Source organism: Gordonia sp. LUNF6 (assembly GCF_047041125.1).
In the GTDB taxonomy this organism is placed as follows: domain Bacteria; phylum Actinomycetota; class Actinomycetes; order Mycobacteriales; family Mycobacteriaceae; genus Gordonia; species Gordonia sihwensis.
The window spans coordinates 2,740,142-2,759,223 of sequence record NZ_CP178181.1; the positions used below are offsets into that span (position 1 = coordinate 2,740,142).

At 69.0% G+C, this 19,082-nt stretch carries 16 protein-coding genes; 8 read left to right on the top strand and 8 right to left on the bottom strand.

Annotated features, from left to right (window positions below; all coding sequences use genetic code 11):
• Nucleotides 1-10: 10 nt before the first annotated feature.
• The 7 genes from ACK8HH_RS12850 to ACK8HH_RS12880 form a co-directional block, all read right to left on the bottom strand.
• Entirely contained in the window at nt 11-1,381 is a 1,371-nt protein-coding gene (locus ACK8HH_RS12850) for an FAD-binding oxidoreductase (protein WP_006895911.1), read from the bottom strand.
• A 56-nt stretch (nt 1,382-1,437) separates the two neighbouring features.
• Nucleotides 1,438-4,953 (bottom strand): BTAD domain-containing putative transcriptional regulator, encoded by a 3,516-nt coding sequence (locus ACK8HH_RS12855; protein ID WP_062366976.1) that lies wholly within the window; start codon nt 4,951-4,953, stop codon nt 1,438-1,440.
• A 26-nt stretch (nt 4,954-4,979) separates the two neighbouring features.
• A complete protein-coding gene (locus tag ACK8HH_RS12860; RefSeq protein WP_006895909.1) occupies nt 4,980-6,428 on the bottom strand; it encodes an MFS transporter in 1,449 nt (482 codons plus the stop codon).
• Between the two features lie 126 nt (nt 6,429-6,554).
• A complete protein-coding gene (locus ACK8HH_RS12865; RefSeq protein WP_412475236.1) occupies nt 6,555-7,403 on the bottom strand; it encodes a lysophospholipid acyltransferase family protein in 849 nt (282 codons plus the stop codon).
• 23 nt (nt 7,404-7,426) lie between these two features.
• The gene (locus ACK8HH_RS12870) at nt 7,427-8,257 is read right to left on the bottom strand and encodes a GNAT family N-acetyltransferase (RefSeq protein ID WP_346076240.1); all 831 of its coding nucleotides are present in this window, start codon (nt 8,255-8,257) and stop codon (nt 7,427-7,429) included.
• A gap of 165 nt (nt 8,258-8,422) precedes the next feature.
• Nucleotides 8,423-9,376 (bottom strand): electron transfer flavoprotein subunit alpha/FixB family protein, encoded by a 954-nt coding sequence (locus ACK8HH_RS12875; protein ID WP_006895905.1) that lies wholly within the window; start codon nt 9,374-9,376, stop codon nt 8,423-8,425.
• A 51-nt stretch (nt 9,377-9,427) separates the two neighbouring features.
• Nucleotides 9,428-10,213 (bottom strand): electron transfer flavoprotein subunit beta/FixA family protein, encoded by a 786-nt coding sequence (locus tag ACK8HH_RS12880; RefSeq protein ID WP_045537049.1) that lies wholly within the window; start codon nt 10,211-10,213, stop codon nt 9,428-9,430.
• 99 nt (nt 10,214-10,312) lie between these two features.
• On the opposite strand from ACK8HH_RS12880, the gene ACK8HH_RS12885 reads away from it, so the two are divergent.
• The 8 genes from ACK8HH_RS12885 (at nt 10,313) to ACK8HH_RS12920 (ending at nt 18,263) form a co-directional block, all read left to right on the top strand.
• Entirely contained in the window at nt 10,313-11,185 is an 873-nt protein-coding gene (locus ACK8HH_RS12885) for a class I SAM-dependent methyltransferase (RefSeq protein ID WP_375003903.1), read from the top strand.
• 22 nt (nt 11,186-11,207) lie between these two features.
• The gene (locus ACK8HH_RS12890) at nt 11,208-12,770 is read left to right on the top strand and encodes a glycoside hydrolase family 57 protein (protein ID WP_062366984.1); all 1,563 of its coding nucleotides are present in this window, start codon (nt 11,208-11,210) and stop codon (nt 12,768-12,770) included.
• Complete coding sequence (locus ACK8HH_RS12895) at nt 12,770-14,017, top strand: glycosyltransferase family 4 protein (RefSeq protein WP_006895893.1); 1,248 nt, start codon at nt 12,770-12,772, stop codon at nt 14,015-14,017. Before ACK8HH_RS12890 ends, ACK8HH_RS12895 begins: the two co-directional genes overlap by 1 nt.
• 174 nt (nt 14,018-14,191) lie before the next feature.
• The gene (locus tag ACK8HH_RS12900) at nt 14,192-14,716 is read left to right on the top strand and encodes an alternate-type signal peptide domain-containing protein (RefSeq protein ID WP_006895892.1); all 525 of its coding nucleotides are present in this window, start codon (nt 14,192-14,194) and stop codon (nt 14,714-14,716) included.
• 29 nt (nt 14,717-14,745) lie between these two features.
• A complete protein-coding gene (locus ACK8HH_RS12905; RefSeq protein WP_412475237.1) occupies nt 14,746-15,333 on the top strand; it encodes a hypothetical protein in 588 nt (195 codons plus the stop codon).
• Nucleotides 15,330-16,064, top strand: a complete 735-nt coding sequence (locus ACK8HH_RS12910; protein ID WP_062366988.1) for a signal peptidase I — start codon at nt 15,330-15,332, stop codon at nt 16,062-16,064. The genes ACK8HH_RS12905 and ACK8HH_RS12910 overlap by 4 nt, the downstream gene beginning before the upstream one ends.
• The gene (locus ACK8HH_RS12915; RefSeq protein WP_006895889.1) at nt 16,061-16,672 is read left to right on the top strand and encodes a hypothetical protein; all 612 of its coding nucleotides are present in this window, start codon (nt 16,061-16,063) and stop codon (nt 16,670-16,672) included. The genes ACK8HH_RS12910 and ACK8HH_RS12915 overlap by 4 nt, the downstream gene beginning before the upstream one ends.
• Before the next feature lie 4 nt (nt 16,673-16,676).
• Complete coding sequence (locus ACK8HH_RS12920; protein WP_062366990.1) at nt 16,677-18,263, top strand: S26 family signal peptidase; 1,587 nt, start codon at nt 16,677-16,679, stop codon at nt 18,261-18,263.
• 54 nt (nt 18,264-18,317) lie between these two features.
• On the opposite strand, the gene ACK8HH_RS12925 is transcribed toward ACK8HH_RS12920, so the two are convergent.
• Nucleotides 18,318-19,079, bottom strand: a complete 762-nt coding sequence (locus ACK8HH_RS12925; protein ID WP_045537040.1) for an acyltransferase — start codon at nt 19,077-19,079, stop codon at nt 18,318-18,320.
• Between the last annotated feature and the right edge of the window lie 3 nt (nt 19,080-19,082).

Consider the following 19,082-nt stretch of genomic DNA (forward strand, 5'->3'; position numbering starts at 1 on the left):
TGCCCGGAAATCACCGGGCCAGTTGTCCGACTCGGAGCACGCCGCGCGGATCGTATTGGCCGGCGAGCGCACGCAGCCAGGCGCGTGTCTGCTCGTCATAACAACGCGCCGTCACGCCGGCGTCGGAGGTCGCCGTGAAGTTCGGCAGCCGGTATCCGTCGGAGTACGCCGACATGGTCTCCACCAGTCCCGCGACCGCGACCGGAACCTGTTCCGCGATCGGCGGCGCCAGAATCCCGACCGTGTACAGATGCAGGGGCGCCGATCGGTGACAGAGTGCGCTGTCGACCTGCGGCGTCCGCGCGAACCGGCCGCCGAGCAGTCGCAGTTCCACCATGAGGAGAGGCGATTCGACGTCCGGTCCGGCGGAGGCCAGGATCGCGTCGACCGCTTCTTCGGGGAGTTCTCGCAGCAGGCAGCCGTCCTCAGCGACCGGCATCGGGTCTGCGGGATCGGCGTGGATCGCGCCGATCGCCGCGTAGGGCATCGTGCCGACCGCATCGAGCAGCGGGGGCGCGACCGCACGTATGGGCGCGAAAAGCCGCTGCGCCTCATCGCGCGAAGTCAACGCGGCGTAGCGGACGGCGACCGTCATGCGGCCGGCGAGCACCGGCGGCACCGTCGGCAGCTCTGGCAGTCGCAGCAGTGCCACGGAAGTGTTCGCCTCGACCGGCAGCGAGGCACTCCATGTCCGCCATTCGCGCAGAACCGCGGGTGCGTCGGCGCCGTCGAAGTACATCGCACCGGCGTACAGTTCCGGGATCGGCAGCAGATCGATCACCGCCTCGGTGACCAGACCGAGAGTCGCTTTGCCGCCCCGCAGCCCCCAGAACAACTCGGCGTTCTCATCGGGCGAGGCCCGGACCACCCGTCCGGCACCGGTCACGACCTCGAACGAACGGACGTGGTCGCTGGAGGATCCGACAGTTCGCACCAGCGGACCGATGCCGCCGCCCGTCAGGAATCCGATCACGCCGACAGATGGTGCCGACCCGCACAGCGGGGCCAGACCGTGCGGTGCGGACTCGTCGAGGACCCGCTGCCACCGCACCCCGGCGCCGACGCGCGCGGTACGCCCTGCGGGATCGATCTCCAGGGTGTCGAGACCGCCGGTGCGTACAAGCAGCGACCGCCCGTCGATGGGAATCGCGCCATGCCCGGTCGAGTGGACGGCGACAGTCATCCCGTTGTCTCCCGCGAACGTCATCACCGCGGCGATGTCCGCGGCGTCGGCAGCGTCGACGACCGCCCAGGGGCGGCGTGACACGGCGACGTTGAATCCGATCGTCTCGTACCCGTCGTCCGACGGCCGGTGCACCGCTCCGCGTACCCGCGTTCGTAGGTCGGCGATGTCGGCGCGATCGATGGCGTGTGAGGTCATGGCATGTCTCCCGGTTCACGGCGGCGCGGGGATCCGCACCTGTCCCGAACCGACTGTCACTCAGTGCGCTTGCATCCTTCTTGGACTGCCCTTGGCACACTCGTCCTCCGCTCGGCGGCGTGCGCGACGTCGGCTACTGCCTGGAGGCCCAGCGCACGGGCCTGCGCGGCGATCGCCGCGATCTCCCTCGCACGGTCGGCCGAGTCAGGTGCCCGCAGAGCTTCGAAGAGGCGGCAGCGCAGCAGCCCGGGCCGGCTGTCCCCGGCGATCGAGAGCGCTCGTGCGCGACCCAGCGCCGCGTCCGCGGCCGCATCGTCACCGATCAGGTCGTAGAGGCCGGCGAGCGCCAGGTCGACGGGGCCGACGCAACCGACCTGACCGACCGTCGCGATATGCCCCGCGTAGGGGGCGAGCACATCGATGAACGCCCGCGCGTCGTCGACGAAGCGCTCCTCGACCACGAGATTCGCCAGCACCACGGCCTGCGCGAGCGACGTCCAGATCATCGGGCGGTCGTCCGCCCGCCAGAGATCGATCATCGACTGGACCAGCGCGGCGTCGCCGTGCTCGACGGCCACGGTCGCCACACCCGCGGCCAGCAGCGTCGATACCCGATTGTCGGGCGCCGCGGACATCACCGTCCGCACCCATTCCATGCGGTCCCCGCCGCCGGTGCCGAGCACCTCATCGACGACGTCGTCGAACACGCCCCGCTGATTCGCCGTCGCCATCAGCGCGAGCGCCCCGGAGCCCGCAACATACAGTTCCGTCTGCCGATGGACCGCGAGGGCGGTCCGGAAGTGCTCTTCGGCAAGCGCGAAGTCGCCGTGCCAGACCGCCAGCGCGGCCTCCATCCAGCGCAGTTGCGCGCGCAGGACCGGCAGTCGCATGCGCTCACTGCCTGCGATCGCCGCACGCAGACGAGCCTTCGTCTGCGGGATGTCGCCGAGCGTCATCGCGGCCATCGTCACGACCGAACCCGCGATCACCTCGTCGAGTTCGGCATCCGCGTGAGGCAGCGCGGTCAGGTCATCGGCCAGCGAGATCAGCTCGGCCGCGCGTCCGGAGACCCCGGAGTAGGTGATGAGGCGCGCGAGAATCGCGTCGGCCATCACATCGGGATCGCCGACCGCAGCGGCCACCTCGGCGGCTCGCTCCAGAAGCCCGGCAGGCACCGAGGCGTCCCGGTGATAGCAGTGTCCGATCGCGAGCGCTCCCAGCACTCGAACCAAGGCTATGGAGTCGCCGTCGACGATGTCGACCGCTGCGGTGAGGACCTCGTGCAGCGACCCGGTCTCGGCGGTCGGCGAGATCCACGGCCAACCACCGCCCGCACGCAGTAGAACACCCGCGAGACGCCCTACCGTGACAGTGCTCCCGTCACGCATCGCCCGCACCAGCATGGCCTCGACCGTGTCCAGGACGAGCTGAGCCCGTCCGGCGCGGACCTGCGCGTGCAGCATGCCCGTAAGCAGCGCGTCCCGCTCGTCGACCGACGCTTCCGGACCCGCCAGTGTCTCGTGTGTCCGGAGCGCGCGGCTGAGCCAGTGCGCTGCGCTCTCCGAGTCCCAGCGGACCGCCGCATCGTGCGCCGCCTCCCGGCAGGCGGCGACCACGTCGGGCACCTCGGCCACCGGCAACGCGTCGAGCAGGTGCGCTGCGCGGCGGGCGCTCATCTCCGGGCCGCTCCGCGCCGCGAGCAGTTCGGCGGCCCGCAGATGGATCCGGCAACGGCGCAGCGGCGCGAACATCGTCTCGGCCTCGTCGCGCAGAAGTGCGTGGGCGAAGGTCAGTCCACCGCTGCTCGGCAAGGGGACGACGATCCGCTCGTCCGCGGCTTCGTCGAGACAGTCGGCGACCGCGTCGACGCTGCGGGAGGTCAGTTCCGACAACATCGCTATGTCGATCTCCTCGCCGATCACCGCGGCGTGGCCGATGACCTCGCGGACGGTCGGATCGAGTGTCGCCAGCCGGCGACCGAGCACCGATCTGACCGCCGCCGGGATCACGTCGCGGCGCTGTTCCTCCGGCAGCCGGGCATACTCGGTCACATACAGCGGATTGCCACCGGTCCGGGCCACCAGCTGGTCGAGTTCGGCGGCCGACAAATCGGTGTCCGCCACCGCCCGCACCAGCTCACCGACCGCCTCGCGCGACAGCTCCGGCACGTCGAGCAGTCGGCCGCCTGATCGTGCGACGGCCTCGCGGAGCGACTGCGCGGCGTCGGTCGCCTCCTCCTCCCGCAGTGTCAGGACGACGGTGACCGGCGCATCCCGAAGTACCGGCGCAAGGTAGCGGAGCAGTCCCAGCGACATCGCATCGGCCCACTGGACATCGTCCACGACGATCGTCAGCGGTTTCGTCGCGCTCTCGTGTTCGAGGAGGGCTTGCACGCGGTCGTAGACCTCGAAACGGGCCGCGTCGGCGTCGGCGCCGTCGGAGACCGTCAGCAGATCCGTGTCCGCGTTCAACGCGCGGCAGAGCTGGCGCAGGGGCCACCATGCCGGAACGCCCTCGGTGTCCGGGCAGCGCACCCACACAGCCCGATCCCCCGCCGCCTCGGCGAGGTGGACCGCCTCCTCGGCCAGACGAGTCTTGCCGATGCCGGCGGGTCCGGACAGGATCAGCCAGCGGGTGCCGGTGCCCGCCGTACGCAATTCGCGGAGCACGCGCACCGCATCCTCCCTCCCGACGAGCGGCGCCCCGATATCGCGGGCCACCTCGCCCGCGAGCTCTTGCGTCTCGACGGGCTGGACGGCTCGCGGTTCCGGGGACGACACCGGCCGGGCGCCGGTCCAGCGAGGAGTCAGCGGCCAGGCTGCCAGCTCGGGGTCGTGCCTGAGCACCGCACCCTGCAGCTCACGCAGTTCAGCGCTCGGGTCGAGGCCGAGTTCCACGTCGAGATCGCGGACATACGCCGCGTACGCTTCGAGAGCGCTCCCGGCCCGACCGTCGCGATACAGTGCGACCATCCGCAGCCAGACGCTCCGCTCCCGGAGCGGGTCCTGGCGGCACAACTCAGTCGCGGCGACGAGTGCGGTCGCCACATCGCCGTGCGCAAGGAGCGCCGCGATCTGAGCCTCGGTGGCCGCACGCCGCAGCTCGGTCGGCGCCGTCGACTCCACTTCGATCCAATCGCGGTCCTCGAACTCCTCCAGCAACGGCCCCCTCCAGAGCGCCAGAGCGGCTGTCGAGGCAGACAGCGCGGTCTCCCAGTCAAACGCGTCGACCGCATCGCGCGCCTCGCCGGCCAGTCGCCCGAACTCCAGCAGATCGAACCGATCCTGGCCCACCGCCAACCGGTAGCCGGGACTGACCCGCTCGATCGGAGACGCACCGGATGCGTCACGCAGCAGTCTGCGGAGATTCGAGATGTAAGCCTGCAGACTGGTCGCCACCGCCGCGGGCGGATCGTCTCCCCAGACCGCGTGCACCAGCCGATCGGTCGAAACGACGGCGCCACGGGCCAGCAGCAGCGCCGCGAGGACCGCGCGCTGCTTGGGCGACCCGGGGTCGACGGGCATGCCGTCACGCCGAACGACGAGTGGCCCCAGCACCCGGTACTCAAGCATCACAGCCCCAGCTCATCCCGTCGATTCTAGAATGCGACGCGCGGGCGGTCGTCGGCTTCGGCAGGCGTCGCATCCGATCGCGCCTGCCTGATCCACACTGCGGCCGCTGCCGCTCCCACGAGAGCCGTCCCACAGCTCACCCACAGTGCCAGCCGCAGACCGTCGACGAATTCCGCCGGGGATCCGCCCGCCAGGACGGACCGCGCGGGGAACAGGGCTCCCAGCGCAGCGACACCCAGTGCGATCCCGGACTGCCGAAAGGCGTCGTTGATTCCCGCGGCCAGTCCGGCATCGTCACCGTGGCTCTCACTGAGCACGACACCGCTCATCACCGGATTGAACACCCCGGCGCCGATGCACGCGACGACGAATCCGGGAACCATCACCAGACCGCTGCTGTGCACACCGCCGAGCGTCATCATCGCCATCCCGACCGCGACCGCCACCAGCGAGAGCGCGAGGGCCCGGCCGGGCGGAACAGAGGTCAGGAAACGGTCCGTGACACCGGCGACGGCCAGCATGACCACAGTTCCCGGCAGATACACGAGCCCGGCGCCGATCGGCGACATGCCGAGGACACCCTGCAAGTAGACAGTGACGTACACGAAGACCGCGAACATCGACGCCGAGATCGCGAAGACCGCGACCTGTGCGCCGGCGAATGAGCGATTCGCGAACATCGCCAGGGGCAGCATCGGCTGGTCTACTCTCCTTTCGACACTGATGAATCCTGCGAGAGCCGCTACCGCGACGGCGAAGGCGGCCACCGTCGCGCGATCGGTCCAGCCCCGCTCGTTCGCCTCGACGAGGCCGTAGGTGAGCGCGGCCAGTCCGATCACCACTGCGAGTTGTCCCCGGCGGTCGCCGCGTCGGGGCGCGCTGCTGCGCGACTCCGCGACGTGGCGCACCCCCGCCAGGATGACGAGGCCGACCGGCACGTTGATGAGAAAGATCGATCGCCAGGCGAGCAATTCGGTGAGGAGACCGCCGAGCAGCGGACCGACCGCGAACGACGCGCCGATGGTCGCGCCGTACACCGCGAGCGGCCGCGCCCGATCGGACCGCCGGGGAAACGCGCCGGCGAGCAGAGCGAGCGACGAGGCGAACAACAGCGCGGCGGCCAGCCCCTGCACCACCCTGGCGACGATCAGCATCGGCATGCCGACAGCGGCCGCACAGAGGATCGACGCCCCGGTGAATCCCACGGTGCCGAGGATGAACACCCGTCGTCGCCCGTAGCGGTCCGACCATGCACCGGCGCTGAGCACGATAGTCGCGAGTGCGAGCGTATAGCCGTCGACCACCCACTTGAGCGAGGCCATGCCGGCATCGAACTCGCGCGCCATCGCGGGAAGGGCGGTGTTCACCACGGCGATGTCGAGCATCAGCATCGCGGTGGCGGCGCAGACCACCGCGGTCGTCATCGTCTGGGAGAGGTCCCGGCCGCGCCGGGAAACTCGATCAATGTGTTCCATTAGTCCTGACCTCGTTCGTTGAGATTGACGAGAACAGGTTCCGGGGCGGTCCTTGGAAGCGCCTTGCCGCGCCCATGGCCCCGCGGTCACAGTGCGTCCGGCGATGCGGCTGCCGACCCGTCGGCGTCAGGCCGCGGTCGGCACCGGCGGCTGACCGGACAGATCCACGTCCAGTTCCCGCATCGCCGAGATCGGCTCCGCCGGCAGAATCAGTCGCTGGGCCGCGGCCGCCAGACCGCGTCGATCCCCTGCAGGCATCTGCAGGTCGAAGATCGTGATCGTGACGGTGAGATGGCGCGATCGCACGATACGTGACAGCGTGCTTGCGACGGTGTCTTCGCCCAGGAATCCCGGCATGGTGGTCCGTGAACCGCGATCGGTGTACGAGAGTCGGACCGGCAGAATCGGGACGCCGGTATCGACGGCCGCCTGAAAGAACGCCGGACGGAATCGGCCGGACGCGGTCCCGCACCAGGTGGTGCCCTCGGGGAACACGGCCACACGGCGCCCGGCGTCGAGAATGCCGCCGACCCTGTCAATCATCGGCCGCAGCCGGCGCAGATCCCCGCGCCGATGCGCCAGTACTCCGAACAGGCGGGCGATCGGACCGAAGCCCGGCATCGCCAGCACCTCACTCTTCGCCACGAAACGCGCGGGCGCCACACATGCGATCGCGACGATGTCCAGATAAGAGATGTGGTTCGCGACGATCAGCGCGCCGCGCAACCGAGGCGCATGTGACGGACGGCGATCGTCGATCTCGAGCAGCACCCCCATCGAGCGCAGCGTCACTCGGGCGCCGGCGCGCCAGTACCGGTGCCGCAGCCCGCGCGGGCACGCCACGGTCAGCAGTCCGAAGAGCAGGATCGTCACGCCGACGACAGCGAACGACGTGAGCCGCACGCTCGCTCGCAGCCGGGACACCGGGGGCGTGTGCGTGTGTACGCAGTGCACACCGCACGGACTGACGGGCATCCACGGACTGGACTCCACGGCGCCTACTTCCCGTCGGCGCCGAGCCGGGTCATGGCACCCCGGAGACGGTCGGTGTACCGCTGGTCGCCGTTGTGGCGATCCAGGACGGTGAGGAAGTCACCGACGTCGAACACCTCGTCGAACGCCGGCTCCCCGCACACGCGGGCACCGAGGCGGACATAGCCGCGCAACAGTGCGGGCAGCCGGTTGACGGCGGGAGGCTCCAGATCGTCGAGCCTGGCTCCGTCGACCTCCACGTGCCGGTACGGGTACACCTGCCAGGGCGCCCGGTGCCTGTCGCGGGCGAGGTCGCGGATCCCGCGCAGTTCCCGACCGCGGCCGATCGCCGATTCCAGGGGCACCGATACGCAACCCATCAGATACCGGTAGCCGCCCTCCTCGAGGTAGCTCAGGACGGCGGCCCACAGCATCGCCGTCACCGAACCGCTGCGGTGACCCGGATCGACCACCGCGCGGCCCATCTCGACCGTCTCGCCGCGGATCTCCGAGAGCTCTCCGAGATCGAATTCACCGGCCGAGTACCAGCCGCCGGCTGCGATCGCCCTGGGCGGCGGCAGCACCCGGGCGCAGCCGACGAGTGCCCCAGTCGGCATGTGACGGACCAGCATGTGGTCGCAGAACTCGTCGAAAGCGTCGGCGTCGCGGCCCGAATCGGCGTCGCCGATGGCGTCGGAGTAGCCGGGCTCGCCGTTGAATACCTCGTATCGGAGTCGTTGCGCGTCGTCGATGTCGGAGGGGTTCTCGGAGATCAGGACCTGGTAGTCGCCCCCGGCGAGGACCGGTCGCGCGAGGATCGGAGACGGGAATCCGGTGGAGACGTCCGTTACTGTCATGCCTCGCAGTCAAGGCGCGTCGTTGAACGTCCCCGGCAATGCGACGTGACGTGTCCGGACACTGCGGGTGAACTCCTGTCGTGCTCGGCTCACGCGGAAATGCGGATCGCCCCGCCGCACGGGGTGCGGCGGGGCGATCTCGACGCTTACGCGAAGATCAGCGCATCACTTGCGCTTGTTGATCTCCTCGGTCAGCTGCGGGGCGACGTTGAACAGGTCGCCGACGATGCCGAAGTCGCTGATCTCGAAGATCGGGGCCTCTTCGTCCTTGTTGACGGCCACGATGGTCTTCGAGGTCTGCATGCCGGCACGGTGCTGGATCGCGCCCGAGATGCCGAGGGCGATGTACAGCTGCGGCGACACGGTCTTGCCGGTCTGACCCACCTGGAACTGGCCCGGGTAGTAGCCCGAGTCGACGGCGGCACGCGATGCGCCGACAGCGGCACCGAGCGAGTCGGCCAGTGCCTCGACCACCGAGAAGCTCTCGGCCGAACCGACACCGCGGCCACCGGAGACGACGATCGACGCCTCGGTGAGCTCGGGGCGGTCGCCGCCGACGTTCGGCGCGAAGCCGGTGATCTTCACACCGCCTTCCTGAGCCGGAACCTCGACCTCGACGACCTCGCCCGCACCGGCGGCCGGCGCGGCCTCGACGGCGCCGGGGCGCACCGAGATGACCGGGGTGTCGCCGCCGGCCTGCGCGTCGACGGTGAACGCGCCACCGAAGATCGAGTGCACGCCTGCGCCGCCCTCCTTGACCTCGATGACGTCGGTCAGCAGACCCGAGCCCAGACGCACGGCCAGACGGCCGGCGATCTCCTTGCCGTCCGCGGTGGCGGCGACGAGGACGCCTGCGGCGCCGTTCGCCTCGGCCAGCTGCGACAGCACGTCGACCTTGGGGGTGATGAGGTAGTTCGCGACGTCGTCCGACTCGGCGACGTAGATCTTCTCGGCGCCGGCCTCGGTGAGACCCGCGGTGACGCCGGCAGCCGAGCCCGGCTTGCCGACGACGACAGCGGACGGGGTGCCGAGGGCGCGCGCCGCGGTGATGAGCTCGCTGGTGACCTTCTTCAGCCCACCTTCGGCGTCCTGCTCAACGAGCACGAGTACTTCAGCCATGATTGTTCTCCTGAATGTCTATGGGTTCGCCAGATGAAGTGGTGGGCGCGATCAGATGATCTTCGACGCGACCAGGAACTCGGCGACCTTGACGCCACCGTCGCCCTCGTCCGTGACGCGCTCGCCGGCCGTCTTCTCGGCCTTCGGGGTGACGCCGGTGACGGTGCTGCCCGCGTTGGACAGACCGACGGTGTCGGCCTCGACGCCGATCTCCGCGAGGGTCACGACATTCACTTCCTTCTTCTTGGCGGCCATGATGCCCTTGAAGGACGGGAAGCGCGGCTCGTTGATCTTCTCGTTGACCGAGACGATCGCCGGCAGGGTGGCCTCGACGTTGAAGATGCCTTCGTCGGTCTCCCGCTCACCGCGCAGGGTCTCGCCGTCGATCTCCAGCTTGCGCAGGTGGGTCAGGTGCGGCAGCTCGAGGTACTCGGCGATCATCGCCGGCACAGCACCGCTGCGACCGTCGGTGGCCTCGTTGCCCGCGATGACCATCTCGACGCCCTCGATGGTGCCCAGCGCCGACGCCAGAACGTAGGCGGTCTGGACCGCGTCGCTGCCGTGCATCAGGTCGTCCTTGATGTGGATGGCCTTGTCCGCACCCATCGACAGAGCCTTGCGGATGGCGTCGGTGGCGCGCTCGGGACCGGCGCACAGCAGCGTCACCTCGCCGCCGTTGGCTTCCTTGATCTGCAGCGCCTCTTCCACAGCGCGCTCGTTGATCTCGTCGAGCACTGCGTCGGCGGCTTCCCGGTCGAGCGTGAAATCGCCATCGGCGAGCTTGCGCTCGGACCACGTGTCGGGAACCTGCTTGATCAGAACGACAATATTCGTCATGGGTCTACGTCGACCTCCTGCATCGGGTTCGGCAACTTACCGGCCGGTAAGGCCATGGTTCACTCATCACTTTAGCGGCTGGTACTCGGCGACGAGAACATGGCACCGATCACTTCCCGCATGCAGGCGCCCACCCGCACGGGTACTAAGGTCGTGGCGGTGACCGATTACCAGGCGACACCGCAGTCCGATCAGCTCGCGCTCACCGGTGAACGCACCGTACCCGGAATCGCCGCGGAGAACTACTGGTTCCGCAGGCACGAGGTGGCCTACGAGTACATCCTCGACCACTGCGCGGGCCGCGACGTCCTCGAAGCCGGATCGGGTGAGGGCTACGGCGCGTCGATGATCGCCGCGCGCGCGAAGTCGGTGACATGCGTCGACTACGACGAGCAGGCCGTCGAGCACACACGCCGCCGGTACCCCGAACTGGTCGTCCACCGGGGCAATCTGATCGACCTCCCGCTGACCGACGGATCGGTGGATGTGGTCGTCAACTTCCAGGTGATCGAACATCTGTGGGACCAGAGCGCCTTCGTCGCCGAGTGCCACCGCGTTCTCCGCCCGGGCGGGGTGCTCCTGATGAGCACCCCGAACCGCATCACCTTCTCCCCCGGCCGCGACACTCCGCTGAACCCGTTCCACACCCGGGAGCTCAGCGCGGCCGAACTGACCGAACTGCTGACCGGAGCGGCCGCGCCGAACGGGCCCGCCGACGCCGGCGCGGCGGCCTTCGACGTCCGGCAGATGCTCGGCGTCCACCACGGCCCGGCGCTGCGCGACCTCGACGCGAAATGGGGTGGATCGATCATCGACGCCCAGATCGACCGCGCACTCGCCGGAGACGAGTGGCCCGCCGACCTGGCCGCGGACGTCGCCGCGGTGGCGACCTCCGATTTCGACATCCTCTCCGCCGACGACGCCGACATCGACGCGAGTCTCGACCTGCTCGCCGTGGCCGTGCGCCGCTGACGACCCTCGATCTGGAGCCGTGATGAGCACGACCGCCGCTGCACCGCGCGCCGAGAAGGTACCCGGCCAGTTCACCCTGGTGCTGCATTCGCATCTGCCGTGGCTGGCCAATCACGGCCGCTGGCCGGTCGGCGAGGAATGGCTGTACCAGTCGTGGGCACACTGCTACCAGCCCGTCTTCGCCGCCCTGCGACGCCTCGCCGACGACGGATACACCGACCTGATCTCCTTGGGCATCACCCCGGTGCTGGCCGCGCAGCTCGACGACCCGCACTGCGCCACGTCGATGTACGAGTGGCTGGCCGACTGGCAGTTGCGCGCGATGGAGGCCGCGACCTCACCGGACGCCGACCGTCGTGCGATGGGCCACCGCGAGTTCCGTGCGGCCGCCGGAGCACTGGCCGATTTCGAGTCGCAGTGGCGGCACGGCGGCAGCCCGCAGATCCGTCCGCTCGTCTCCGCCGGGGTGATCGAACTGCTCGGCGGACCGCTCGCCCATCCCTTCCAGCCGCTGCTCGACCGACGACTCCGGCAGTTCTCCCTCCGGGAGGGTCTCGCCGACGCGCGGTTGCGCTGGGGCACGCAGCCGTCGGGCATCTGGGCGCCGGAGTGCGCGTACACGCCGGGCATGGAGCAGGAGTACGCCGCTGCCGGCGTAGGCCACTTCATGGTCGACGGCCCCACATTGCACGGCGACACGGCGCTCGGCCGCCCGGTGGGCGACTCCGACGTCGTCGCGTTCGGACGCGATCTGACCGTCAGCTACCGCGTGTGGTCGCCGAAGTCCGGCTACCCCGGGCACGCGAACTACCGCGACTTCCACACCTACGATCACCTGACCGGTTTCAAACCCGTTCGGGTCACCGGCAAGAACGTGCCGGGTGACGCCAAGAAGCCCTACTATCCGGCGCTCGTGAACCCCGTGATCGACAAGCACGTCGACGACTTCATCGACTGCGTGCGCTCACGGCTCATCGCCGAGTCGGACCGGATCGGCCGCCCCGCACACGTGGTCGCCGCCTTCGACACCGAGTTGTTCGGCCACTGGTGGTACGAGGGACCGGTGTGGCTCGAGCGGCTCATGCGCAGGCTGCCCGAGTCGGGCATCACGGTCGGATCGCTCGCCACCGCCCGGCGGAACGGATTCGTCGGCGACCCGGTCCGGATCGACGACTCGTCGTGGGGCTCGGGCAAGGACTGGCGCGTCTGGGAGGGTCCGCAGGTGCAGCACCTGGTGCGGCTCAACGAGGAGGTCACCGCGACCGCGCTCGATTCCCTCGACAAGCGGCTCGACGGCGGTCACGGGATTCCGGACGTGCGGGACGAGGTAGCCGACCAGATTCTGCGCGAGACGCTGCTGACGGTGCAGTCCGACTGGCCGTTCATGATCTCGAAGGACACCGCCGCCGGCTACGCCCAGGACCGCGCGTACAAGCATGCGCACGCCACGCGAGAGATCTGCGAGGCCTCCGATGCGGGCAAGGAGCAGCGGGCCGCCGGGCTGGCCGCCGGGTGGCGCCGCGCCGACAATCTGTTCGGCGCACTCGACGCCCGCCGTCTGCCGAGCCGCGAAGGCGGGTTCTGATGCGTGTGCTGATCGTCTCCTGGGAGTACCCGCCAGTGGTGGTCGGGGGCCTCGGCCGCCACGTCCACCATCTCACCGAGGCCGTCGCCGGCCTGGGCCACGAGGTGACGGTGCTGACCCGCCGGCCGTCGGGCACCGACGCCCGGACCCATCCCACCACCGACACCGTCGTGAACGGCGTCCGTGTGATCGCGGTGGCCGAAGACCCGCCGGCGTTCGATTTCGGCGCCGACATGATGGCGTGGACGCTGGCGATGGGCCACGGGTTCGTCCGCGCCGGCCTGCGCCTCCTGCGTGACGGCCCGCCGCCGGACGTGGTGCATGCGCACGACTGGCTGGTGGCCCACCCCGCGGTTGCGCTGGCCGAGTACTTCGACGTTCCGCTGGTCTCGACTCTTCACGCCACCGAAGCCGGGCGGCACAGCGGATGGGTGGCCGGCCACATCAACCGGCAGGTTCACTCGGTCGAATGGTGGCTGGCCAATGCCTCCGACGCGCTGATCACCTGTTCGGCGTCCATGCGCGAGGAGGTGGCGACTCTCTTCGGCCCCGACCTGGCGCCGATCACCGTGATCCACAACGGAATCGACGTCGGCACCTGGCGGTTCGTGGATCGACGCCCGCGCAGCGGTCCGCCCGAGTTGCTCTTCGCCGGTCGGCTCGAGTTCGAGAAGGGCGTGCAGGATCTGCTCGAGGCACTCCCGGTGATCCGGCGGGCGCACCCCGGCACGCACCTCACGGTTGCGGGCGATGGCACCCAGATCGGCTGGCTGCGTCAGCTGGCCCTCGAACATCAGGTGACGGCCGCGGTCGACTTCGTCGGACGGCAGGACCACGACGGCCTGCTGAAACTGATGCACCGCTGCGACGCGATCGTCCTGCCGAGCCGTTACGAACCGTTCGGCATCGTCGCCCTCGAGGCAGCCGCCACCGGCATCCCGTTGATCACGTCCACGGCGGGCGGGCTCGGCGAAGCGGTGACCGACGGCGAGACGGGCTGGACCTTCGACCCCTTCGATCCGGAGGGACTCGCCGTCGCCGTCTGCGAGGCCCTGGACGACCCGGCGGCGACGCAGCAGCGCGCCCGTCGCGCCCGTACCCGGCTGGGCGAGGAATTCACCTGGCAGTCGATCGCCAAGCGCACCGCATCGGTGTACGCGGCTGCGCGCCGACGCCCGCCGCGTGACCTCGGCCGTCCGGACATTCCGATGCGCCCGATGCCCGATCGAGACCCGTCGCAGCCCTGATCGAGGCCTTTCGGCCCATGCGCCTGTGGACGACATGCCCGATGCGCATAACGGTTCGATTACAGAAGGTAACGGCCTATTCGGACGTCTGCGATTACTTGGTCAGTGGCACAACGTCACGAATTTCGAGTTCGGTGGCGTCGACGATGACCACCGCGACCAGAGGTAAGAGATATGAACCGTAAGACCAAAGGTGCACTGGCCGTCGGCGCGGGGGCGATCCTCCTGCTCGGCGGAGTCGGATCGTACGCACTGTGGAACGACACCGAGGACATCGTCGGCGGCAACATCACGACCGGCGACTTCGGGCTCGACTGCGGCACCGGCGGCACCTGGACCGACGTCTCGCCGACCATGATCGGCGGCAGCGCGATCAATCCCCTCGAAGACCTGATGGTTCCCGGCGACGTCTGGAAGTACTCCGGTGACTGCACTGTCACGGCGACCGGTAAGAACATGAAGGCCACGCTCGGCGTGAACCTCGGCACCACCAACGTGCCGTCTGACAACTTCGTCGTGACCACCTCGGTCAACGGCACCGACACCACCACCACGCCGATCGACGTCACGAACGGGCAGGAGCTCCCCGTGACCGTCCAGGTCGAGTTCAAGGAATCGACACCGGGTACCGAGGACACCAACGCCTCGGTGCAGGTCAGCAATATGAAGATCACACTCAACCAGGTCCGGCCGTCCTGACGGAGAATCGCTGAGCTAAACCCCGGACCGTGACCCAGCGCAGACTGCTGCTCGGAGCCCTCGGAGTCCTGGTGGTGTCACTGATCTTCGGATCGGTGTACACCACCGGGGCTCTGTGGGCCGATGAGGAGACTCGGAATCCAGGCACCATCGAGACGGGCACCATCGGCCTCGATGCACATGGCGACGGAGCGTCGTCCCACACCTTCCCCGCACTGCAGGGGACGAACATCGCGGTCGGCAACTTCACGCAGGCGCCGCTGAAGATCAAGAACACCGGTTCCACGCGGATCAAGTTCCTGCTCGCGAGCGCCGGGCCGTCGATCACGTCCTCCGGTTCGGCGGTCACGGTACGGCTGTCGGGTTCGGTCGGTGGCTGCCCCGGCGGCACGGGGGATCTGAGCGGGGCCTTTCCCGCCACCGACACCACGGGTCCGCACACGGCGATCGCGCTGACGTCCCCGTCGTCATCGGATTGGAAGGTGCTCGACGTCGGCGCCGAGAGCACCTGGTGCGTGCAGGCCCAGCTGAAGTCCGTCACCGGCACCCAGCCCGCCCAGTATCAGATCAACTTCGACTTCTCCGTCGGACAGCTGCGGCCGGGACAGAACCCGTGACCGGCGACGAATCGGCTCGGACCGAGACCGGCGGCTCGGCGGAGGTGGAGCGCACACCGCGTCAGCGAGCACTGCACATTCTGTGGCAGACGGTCAGCTGGATTCTTCTCATCGCGGCATTCGCCGTGCTGTTCACGACCATCGTGATACCGAAGGTCGCCGGGGCGCGGCCGTACTCCGTACTCACCGGGTCCATGCGGCCGGATTATCCGCCGGGAACGCTGATCGTGGTGAAGCCGCGTCCGTTCTCGTCGATCGAGGTCGGCGATGTGGTCACCTATCAGGTGAAGTCGGGACAGCCCGGTGTGGTGACCCACCGAGTGGTCGGATTCGACAAGTCGCCGTCCGGTCAGCCGCGGCTGATCACCAAGGGCGACGCCAACAGCGCCGTCGACCCACCGGTCCGGCCGGTGCAGGTCCGCGGAGTGCTCTGGTACTCGGTTCCGCTTCTGGGCTATGTCAACACCTGGTTCAGCGGCGCCAAACGCACCCTGACGGTGTTCGTCCTCGCCGGACTGCTCTTCGCTTACGGCGCGTGGCAGTTCTACACCGACTGGAGACAGGAGCGCCGTGACAAAGCCGCCGCCGAAGCGGCCGCGGGGCCGGCGGACGACACTCCGACCGAGACGTTCGCCGCCGTGCACAGCGACGCGCAGACCCAGCCGATCGCCGACGCCAGTGCCGACGATCCCCTTCCCGAGCGACCTTCCTCGAAGGAGCCAGAATCGTGAGACCCGGATGGAAGACGGCGGTCACCTCGAAGAGGGTCCGCGCGCTGCTCGCGTGCGGCGTGCTCCTGGGTACCGGCGCGATAGGTACCTCGGCGCTGTGGTCCACCACCTCCCAGACACTGTCGGGAACGTTCACGACCGGGGTCCTCAAGATCGAGGCGAACGGGTCACACACCGCGACCCTCACCTTCCCGGGAACACTGCTCCCGGCCTACACGACTGCTGCAATGGTGGACGTCCAGAATGTCGGCTCGGTCGCGCTCACGTACGTCCCCTCGGTGCAGGCGACCGGCACTTCCGGCACACCGCCCACCGACGTCGGCCGGTGGACGACACTGAAATCAACAGTCGTCGCCGCGAACGCCACCGTCGGCAGCACGTCGACCGGCACGGTGTGTCCGTCGGGATCGGCCACCCTCGTCTCGGCACAGAACGTCTCCACGGCGAAGACTGAATTCACTGGCGTACCCCCGCGGCCGTTGGCGGTCGGCAGCAGCGAGCGGCTGTGCATGCAGCTCACACTCCGGACCGACACGCCGGCGCAGTACGCGGGCCTCAACCTCGGGTCTGCAGGCAGCGTCGTCTTCTTCTTCGATGCGACGGGATAGCCACGTGAACGACGACGCCCCCACTCAACCGATAACCGCCACGCCGACCAGGCCGGCCGGGCCTCGGCGCCTCGCCGATCGCGCGCTCACCGTGGGCGCGGTTCTCGGTGCACTCTGCCTCCTCGCCACGGTCGTGGCCCTGATCTTCGGTATCCGGCCGCTGATCTTCGAGACCGGATCGATGGCGCCGACCATTCCCGTGGGATCCCTCGGCATCTCGAAGACCATCGACGCGAACCGCCTCGAGCCCGGAGACGTCGCCACGGTCGTGCGCGACGACGGCACACGCGTCACCCATCGCGTAGTATCCGTCGACGCGAAGTCCTCGGCGTCCGCTGAACTGACGATGCAGGGCGATGCGAACTCTGCGCCCGACCCGAACCGGTACATCGTCGCCGACGCACGGCGCGTTCTCTTCACTGTGCCGATCCTCGGGTACGTCGCATCGTGGCTCGCCAACCCGCTCACCCTCACCCTCCAGGCCCTCGCGGTAGCCGCCCTGCTGGCTATCGCATTCGCACCCGCGCGGGGGTGGCGGAACACGAAGATCGCTCATCGGCTGCTCGCCGGCACCGCGGCGGTGACCGTCATCGCCGTCGCAGCCTCCGGCATACACGGTTCCGGGCCGGCTCGAGCCGCGCAGTCAGACCAGGCGACCGCAACCGGCGCGCTGGCCACCGGGTGGGAGGCCGACCCCATCTCTCTGGCCTGTACCGCCTCGAATCCTGGATTCGGACTCTCGAAATCGGTGCAATTCAGCTGGCCCAACGTGGCACAGCCGGACCCGAACCGGAAATTCGTCCTGTCGGTGACGAAAGGCTCGTCCACCGAGGCTGACACTTTCCTGACCAGTGCTTACCCCGCGAACTCGACCATCACCAAGGACATCACAGGGGGCAGCTTCTGGACTTGGCTCTGGGACCTGCTCTTCGGCGGCGGCGACACCGTTCTAACCATTTCCCTGCGGGCCTACGATTACCTTTTCCCGTCGCAGCGGACACTGACCGTCCAAGTCCAGTTCCACGCCGCGCGACTTCTCCCACCGGCACTGCCCTACTTCGAGTGTCTCTCGCCGTCATCCGTCTCGCGGGCCGCACCCACGGCGAGCCCGAGCGGTTCCGCGACCGCTTCGACCTCCGCAGCCCCGTCGAGCTCCGCGGCCCCCTCCACGTCTGAGTCCCCGTCGACCGCTCCAGGGTCGTCGGAGTCGAAGCCGGCGCAGCCGTCCACCACCGACAGTCCGAGCGCCACCCCCGAACTTCCGCCGGGCGGAACGCTCACCTCGTCCGGACAGTTCGCGTTCTACGACGACGGCGGCGCGGTGACGATCCGGGACGCGACCTCGACCGAGGTCGTCTACCGGGGCAGCTTCCCGTCGTCGAGTTCGGTGCGCTGGCTGCCGCAGAGTGAGCGGCTGGAGATCACCGAACCCGACGGCACCGTCGTCGTGGTGAGCCGCTCGGGCGGGGTCTGGAGTGAGGCGCGCACGCCGCCGCCGACCACCGCTGCGCCCAACGCTCCGTCCGCGGAGGCCCCGGCCGCCCAGCCGGAGACCTCCGTCGAACCGGTTCCGGTGGCTCCGGCCGGCTGACCTCCGGCGGCTGATCGGCAGCCGCGGTGAGCCGACCCCGGATCGGCCGAGGCGCTACTCTGCGCTGGTGTCCTCGCCCCGGGCGGCGGCCTTCTTGCGCTCGATGTCGGCCAAGGCGCGTTCGAGTTCGGCGCGCTGCTCGGCGCCGGCCTCCCACGCCTCCTTGCGGTTCTTCACCATGCGGGCGGGCGTCCCGACGGCTATCGCGTAGTCGTCGATCACTCCGCGCACCACCGCATGGGCACCGAGCACACAGCCACGCCCCACGGTGGTGTTGCGCAGCACCGTCACCTTGGCGGCGATCCAGGTGTCCGGGCCGATTCGCACCGGTCCCTTGACGATGCCCTGGTCTTTGATCGGCAGGTCGAGATTGTCGGTGACATGGTCGAAGTCGCAGATGTAGCACCAGTCCGCGATCAGCGTCGATCCGCCGATCTCGAGATCGAGATACGAGTTGACGACGTTGTTGCAACCGAAGACGGTCTTGTCCCCGATGCGCATGCTGCCCTCGTGGCAGCGGATGGAGTTGCCGTCGCCGATGTGCACCCAGCGCCCGATCTCCATCCGCGACAGTTCAGGCGTCGCGTGGATCTCCACGTTCTTGCCGAGGAAGACCATGCCGCGCAGCACGATGTGCGGGTTCGCCATCCGGAACCTGGCCAGACGGTAGTAGCGCACGAGATACCACGGTGTCCACGCGCGATTGCGCTTCACCCAGCGCAGCGAGTCCATCGTCAGGAAACGAACCTGCTGCGGGTCGCGGCGGCGTCCGGCACGCCAGCGTGAACGATAGGAGGCGTTCCACATCGTGGTCATGAA

What these genes read in the sequence shown, in the direction of transcription:
- ACK8HH_RS12850 (WP_006895911.1), bottom strand. Translation starts at nt 1,381, where the DNA reads ATGACCTCACACGCCATCGATCGCGCCGACATCGCCGACCTACGAACG.
- ACK8HH_RS12855 (WP_062366976.1), bottom strand. Translation starts at nt 4,953, where the DNA reads ATGCTTGAGTACCGGGTGCTGGGGCCACTCGTCGTTCGGCGTGACGGC.
- ACK8HH_RS12860 (WP_006895909.1), bottom strand. Translation starts at nt 6,428, where the DNA reads ATGGAACACATTGATCGAGTTTCCCGGCGCGGCCGGGACCTCTCCCAG.
- ACK8HH_RS12865 (WP_412475236.1), bottom strand. Translation starts at nt 7,403, where the DNA reads ATGCCCGTCAGTCCGTGCGGTGTGCACTGCGTACACACGCACACGCCC.
- ACK8HH_RS12870 (WP_346076240.1), bottom strand. Translation starts at nt 8,257, where the DNA reads ATGACAGTAACGGACGTCTCCACCGGATTCCCGTCTCCGATCCTCGCG.
- ACK8HH_RS12875 (WP_006895905.1), bottom strand. Translation starts at nt 9,376, where the DNA reads ATGGCTGAAGTACTCGTGCTCGTTGAGCAGGACGCCGAAGGTGGGCTG.
- ACK8HH_RS12880 (WP_045537049.1), bottom strand. Translation starts at nt 10,213, where the DNA reads ATGACGAATATTGTCGTTCTGATCAAGCAGGTTCCCGACACGTGGTCC.
- ACK8HH_RS12885 (WP_375003903.1), top strand. Translation starts at nt 10,313, where the DNA reads ATGGCACCGATCACTTCCCGCATGCAGGCGCCCACCCGCACGGGTACT.
- ACK8HH_RS12890 (WP_062366984.1), top strand. Translation starts at nt 11,208, where the DNA reads ATGAGCACGACCGCCGCTGCACCGCGCGCCGAGAAGGTACCCGGCCAG.
- ACK8HH_RS12895 (WP_006895893.1), top strand. Translation starts at nt 12,770, where the DNA reads ATGCGTGTGCTGATCGTCTCCTGGGAGTACCCGCCAGTGGTGGTCGGG.
- ACK8HH_RS12900 (WP_006895892.1), top strand. Translation starts at nt 14,192, where the DNA reads ATGAACCGTAAGACCAAAGGTGCACTGGCCGTCGGCGCGGGGGCGATC.
- ACK8HH_RS12925 (WP_045537040.1), bottom strand. Translation starts at nt 19,079, where the DNA reads ATGACCACGATGTGGAACGCCTCCTATCGTTCACGCTGGCGTGCCGGA.